This is a genomic window from Sphingomonas pollutisoli (assembly GCF_029167165.1).
GTDB lineage: Bacteria > Pseudomonadota > Alphaproteobacteria > Sphingomonadales > Sphingomonadaceae > Sphingomonas > Sphingomonas pollutisoli.
This window is the reverse complement of record NZ_JARFNJ010000039.1, coordinates 1-4,775: the sequence shown is the minus strand read 5'-3', so window position 1 is coordinate 4,775 and position 4,775 is coordinate 1. Positions and strand designations below refer to the sequence as shown.

Annotated in this window: 9 protein-coding genes; 3 read left to right on the top strand and 6 right to left on the bottom strand. The window is 62.7% G+C overall.

The annotated features are described in order from the left end of the window. Positions 1–179: 179 nt before the first annotated feature. Complete coding sequence (locus PX554_RS26375; protein WP_275505030.1) at positions 180–959, top strand: hypothetical protein; 780 nt, start codon at positions 180–182, stop codon at positions 957–959. 2 nt (positions 960–961) lie between these two features. After that, positions 962–2,080, top strand: a complete 1,119-nt coding sequence (locus PX554_RS26370) for a transglycosylase SLT domain-containing protein (protein ID WP_100239712.1) — start codon at positions 962–964, stop codon at positions 2,078–2,080. A 20-nt stretch (positions 2,081–2,100) separates the two neighbouring features. On the opposite strand, the gene PX554_RS26365 is transcribed toward PX554_RS26370, so the two are convergent. From PX554_RS26365 to PX554_RS26350, 4 genes are read right to left on the bottom strand one after another with little or no spacing between them, the layout of a single operon-like run. Then, positions 2,101–2,400, bottom strand: a complete 300-nt coding sequence (locus PX554_RS26365; RefSeq protein ID WP_100239713.1) for a hypothetical protein — start codon at positions 2,398–2,400, stop codon at positions 2,101–2,103. Beyond that, entirely contained in the window at positions 2,393–2,635 is a 243-nt protein-coding gene (locus PX554_RS26360; protein WP_100239714.1) for a hypothetical protein, read from the bottom strand. Before PX554_RS26360 ends, PX554_RS26365 begins: the two co-directional genes overlap by 8 nt. After that, entirely contained in the window at positions 2,635–2,961 is a 327-nt protein-coding gene (locus PX554_RS26355; RefSeq protein ID WP_006964370.1) for a helix-turn-helix domain-containing protein, read from the bottom strand. The genes PX554_RS26360 and PX554_RS26355 overlap by 1 nt, the downstream gene beginning before the upstream one ends. After that, positions 2,958–3,332 carry a type II toxin-antitoxin system RelE/ParE family toxin gene (locus PX554_RS26350; RefSeq protein ID WP_100239715.1) on the bottom strand — a complete coding sequence of 125 codons (375 nt, stop codon included), beginning with the start codon at positions 3,330–3,332 and terminating at the stop codon, positions 2,958–2,960. The genes PX554_RS26355 and PX554_RS26350 overlap by 4 nt, the downstream gene beginning before the upstream one ends. Before the next feature lie 434 nt (positions 3,333–3,766). Between PX554_RS26350 and PX554_RS26345 the strand changes: the two genes are divergently transcribed. After that, positions 3,767–4,123: an RNA polymerase sigma factor gene (locus PX554_RS26345; protein ID WP_100239716.1), complete on the top strand. Its 357-nt coding sequence runs from the start codon at positions 3,767–3,769 to the stop codon at positions 4,121–4,123. Here PX554_RS26345 and PX554_RS26340 read toward each other — a convergent pair. Together PX554_RS26340 and PX554_RS26335 are read right to left on the bottom strand one after the other, a co-directional pair. After that, entirely contained in the window at positions 4,120–4,506 is a 387-nt protein-coding gene (locus PX554_RS26340; protein WP_100239717.1) for a response regulator, read from the bottom strand. The two genes, PX554_RS26345 and PX554_RS26340, sit on opposite strands and share 4 nt — an antisense overlap. After that, positions 4,497–4,775 carry a hypothetical protein gene (locus PX554_RS26335; protein ID WP_275505029.1) on the bottom strand — a complete coding sequence of 93 codons (279 nt, stop codon included), beginning with the start codon at positions 4,773–4,775 and terminating at the stop codon, positions 4,497–4,499. The genes PX554_RS26340 and PX554_RS26335 overlap by 10 nt, the downstream gene beginning before the upstream one ends.

Genomic DNA, 4,775 nt, shown 5'->3' with positions numbered 1-4,775 from the left:
CCATTTCGCAGCAGCCGCCTGATCGGCGCAGAGCGACAGCCTACCTCTGACTGCCGCCAATCTTTGCAACAGAGCCCGGCGGCTCGATCCATGCGGCGGGGGGCATTGGAGCCTTTGGGGCAGGGGCCGCGCTGGGCGCTGCCGGGATGGCCGCTGGGGCTGCGGCCACGGGCGGAGCTATGATCGCTGCTGGCGCGATGAACGCTGCGGGGGGAGCCAGCGCGATCAAGGCCGCCTTCGCTGCCGCTGGTGGGGGCGGTGGTGAAGGCGGCCAAACCGGGATGGGCGGCGGGCAACCGCTGTCGTCTGCGGGCGACATGCCGGGAGGCGGCGACAACGGCGGCGGCGGCGGTGGGGGCGGCGGGACGCCCCTTAGCATGGCTATGGGCGGTGATGGCGGTTCACCCCCGGCCAATGACAACAGCCGCCTTCAAGGCGGCTCGGAAGCCGCCAGCGCGGGCGGCGGCACGGCTGCAAGCGCCGCTGCGGGCAGCGAGGCGGCCGATCGTGAAGACAGCAACGGCGGCGGCGCTGCCGGTGGGTCGCCTGCGGGGGAGGGGGAGGCCAGCTCCGCCAGCTCGCAAGGTGAAGGCACGCCCGCAAGTGGCGATACTGGCGGCACGCAACGCACCGGCCTTAGCCGGGCGGCGAAAACCGCAAGCATCCTCGGCGGCGCTGCCGCTGGCATGGCGGTGGATGCTTTGAAAGAGCGGGTGGGCAATACGGTGGGGGGGCGATTGGCGGCCAATATCCGCGCGTCGGCCGCGTCGGCATCGTCGGGAAGTGAAACGCTCGCTCCCGCGACCGGCGCGGGCAGTCCCGCCAGCTCGTCCGATTCATCGCCGCCGCCCACGGCGCAATTCGCGGGAGATACCATTTCGGCCGCCCGTGATGCGGGCGACATGGAGACGCCAGAGGATGAAGTTGCGGCCTTCGTCCAGAGAAGGGGGGACAGCTAATCATGGCCGCTGATCTGCCTCCGGTTGTCATAGAAGAACGGGTGCAATGCTCGATCGCGGCGGCGCTGCGCTATAACATTCCGGCGAACGTCATGTTGGCGGTCGCGGAGCAAGAGAACGGGCGGCCCGGTGCGCGCGTCCAGAACACCAATAACACCGCCGATCTTGGCTCGATGCAGCTCAATTCCAGCTATATTCAATCGCTGGCACGCTACGGCATCCGGCCCGAATATGTGCTTGCGCCGGGGTGCTATCCCTACAACCTCGCTGCATGGCGTATCAGAAACCATATCCGGGATGACAAGGGCGACCTGTGGACGCGGGTTGCCAATTATCATTCCCGAACGCCGGTCCATAATGCCCGTTATCGGGCGCTGATTATGGCGAAAGGCGCGCGCTGGGAGGCGTGGCTTTCCTCGCGCTATAATACCTACAGCGTGAACGGCGTGCCGGTAAGCGGCGGCGCTCCTGCTACGCGATCGACCTCGATCCCGCTCACGATCACGATCACGGCAGCCGACGCGACGGGCGGGGGCCAGCTCGCAGCGCAACCGGCGATCGTCCAGCCCCAAGGCAGCGCCGACGCCTCGGCGGGCTATGTCGCCTCGATCTTGGCCGCTGCGTTCAATGCCCGCATAACCGATACGTGGCGGGCGCTGGAAGCCAATTACGGGGCCGCCAACAGCTTTCACAAATATGGGCAGGCGGTGGATTTCGTGCCGCGTGCCGGGCTGCACACGATCACGCGCGAGCAAATCCGCGCCGTGATGGCGCAACATGGTATTCGCGTGGCGGAGCTGCTGGGGCCGGGGGACCGGGGCCATGCCGATCATTGGCATCTGGCGTTCTATACCGGCGATCAGACTCGGCCGCTCGATCGCGCTCAAATTGTCGTCGCCAGAGCGGAACGCGGGGTAGGGGGCCTAACCTCGGCGGCCGTGCAGCCGATGGGCAGCTATGAGGCTGCGCCAGCTCCGCAAGCCCGCGTCATGGCGGCTCGGCCGAACGCCGCGCCTATTTCCGTTGCGGTGAATTTCCGGCGCGACATGCTGCATCCTTCGCCTACCGATCCCACGGCGGACCCGCGCTTTATTCCGCGCACAATCACCGCCAGCAATTGAAGCGACGGCGCGCTAGGCGCTCAATTCGGCAAGCCGGTGTGGGCGCTGATCCCCATCCCGGCCAGCTCCTCAATGAGCCAGTCTCGAAAGTCCGAAATGGATTTCGCGCCTTCGGCCCTCAAGGCGGCAACGTCTTCCTCTTTGAAACTCCAATCGTCCTTGCCGATGTGGCGCAGGGCGCGCCAAACGCAATGCTTCTGATAGCTGTAGATCGCGCAACGGAGATACCCGCGAACGATCTTTTCCATAGCCGCATCGTCGTTGCGGTGGCGATCTAGCAATGCGTCAAGGTCGGCTATGGACGGATTGGGATCAAGCATGATCGGCCTCGATCTGTAAGGCGAGCTGGGCGAGGCGATCGGCAGCAAGCAAGTCGTCGGCCGCTAGGTCGATAGCGAAGGGTTCGCCGGGTTCGGGCGGCCGTCGATCGGCGGCGAAAGCGGCAAGATAGGGTTGCGCCGCGTCGGTTTCGATCCAACGCCAGAAGGCAGGCCCTTGGCCGAATAGCCCGGCCTCGAACATATCGAGCCGGGCTTGCGCGAAATCATCGCACATTAGGCGAAGTGGATCACGGCCGATTCAGTGGTCCGCCCCTGCGGGCGCACGACAATATCGACCTTGCAGCCAAGCCGGGTGAGCATGGCTAGAAGCCGCTCAACCGAGACGCTGCGGAACTGGCCTCGCAGGATGCGCGACAATTCCGGTTGGGTAGATCCCGTAACCTTGGCGGCGGCGATCTGCGTCAACTTCCGCTCCTGCATGGCCTCGGCCACACGGGTAACGAGCTGGGCTTTCAAAAGGTGGGTGTCGGGGTCGGCAAAGCCTAGATCGGCAAAGACATTGCCGCTGCCTTCCTCAATGATTTCGTCCTGTGCGCTCATGCTGTGCCTCGCGGGGTCTGGTGTTGCCGGTGATGCTCCTCGGCGGATTTCAGCCGCGTTCGGATCAAATCCATATCGGCCTGCGGCGTGGCCTTGCCCTGCTTGGATTTCTTCTGGAAGGCGTGCAGGACATAGACCGCCTCCGCAAATTTGACCGTATAGACCGTGCGGAACGTATCGCCTTGGTAGTCGTCTATGATCTCGACCACGCCAGCGCCGCCAAAGCCCTTCAAGGGCTTAGTGCTGGGGTGCTGTCCGCCCTGCTGCGCGAGGTGCAGGGCATAGCCCATTACGTCCTGCACATCGTCCGGGAACTCCCGAAAATCGCGCTTTGACGATGCCACCCATCGAACCGGCCGTTCAGTATCCATCGCGGCTATTATGCACAAATATACATAGCTCGCAAGCGGAAATTATGCGCGTATGTGCATACTGCGTGAGGCCCGATGCTATCAGCGGAACGATTGTCGGCCGCCGCGATCGGGGCGGCTCAATCGAGCGCCCTACGCGACGAATGTATCAACGCCGGGGATGCAGGGCCGCAATTTTATGCTAGAGGCCCGGCGCGGCCCACGCCCCCCAATTTGTGCGGCCGTCCACTTCCGACGATGGCCCGCAAGGACTCGCCATCGTCGGAAGACCAACAAACAATCTAGCCGATGCCACGCGCCGCCCCCTGTCCGGGCAGGCGAGGGATGCTTACCGTTGTAATAAAATTACTGTTCAATCTGGCCCTAGTTGCGCGTGCAATTGCCCTATTGTTGAGTCATCGTCCCCCTACAGCGACCGAAAGGAGGACTAGGCTATGGTTGATTCTTCCAATATCTATCGAGAGCAACGGAAAGCGGTTGCCCTAGAGTTCATGGAAAAAGCTCTTGCGATACTCGTTGAGGTCGATGATTCAGCCGCAGATTGTTATCTCCAACAATCAATAGATACGTGCATGGCGTCACCGCGCATGACATTTCCCGAAGATGAATTTTGGGATTGTGTTGATGAATTGCCGCATTTGACCGATCGCGTCTTGTTCCTGCATCGGCAGAACGGGCTTGCGATCGAGCAAATCGCCAAACGACTAGGCATCGAACAGAAAGAGGCGGCCGAACGGCTTTCCGTTGGGCTTGCCCTTGTTCGCGGCTCATTCAGCCTGATGGAACATTAATCGCCGGAATCGGGGGGAGGGAGCATCTTGCCGAGTGTGGCGACCAATTCACCGGGCATGTAGGGCTTGGCGATATAGGCAGCGCCGTTCGGCAATTCGCCTGCACCTGGTCGCACACGGCCAGAGGTAACAAGGACCGGCATGGATGGCCATCGGTCGCGGACGGCAGCGGCCAAGGCGAGGCCGGTCATTCCGGGCATTTCAATATCGGTGAATACCGCGCCAATGTCATCGCGGCCGTCAAGGATCGCCAGAGCGTCGGCCGCCTCGCACGCCTCAAAGACGCGATAGCCCGCGTCCATAAGAATGTCGGCCGCCATCGTCCTCACTAGGGGTTCATCCTCCACAACCAGCACGGCCGCGCTGCCCGATCCTAATCCCATTTTCCCGGCTCCCCGTCCTTTTCGGCCTTCTCCTGTGCCGCATCACGCAACATTCCCGCCCAGCAAGCGAGGATCAAACCTTCATCGGGTGCGGTTTCCCCGGTGATGACAGCGTAAATCCCCAGCACGTTGGAGGTTTCCTCCACCGTTGAGACGCCTTTCCCTTCCAGCAACCCGGCGAGGACCGCTAGCTGTAGCGGCTTGCAATGATGATCGCCCGGAACTGCAATAAATGGTAGTTTCCGGCCCACTTTGCGTGAGACGTTCAG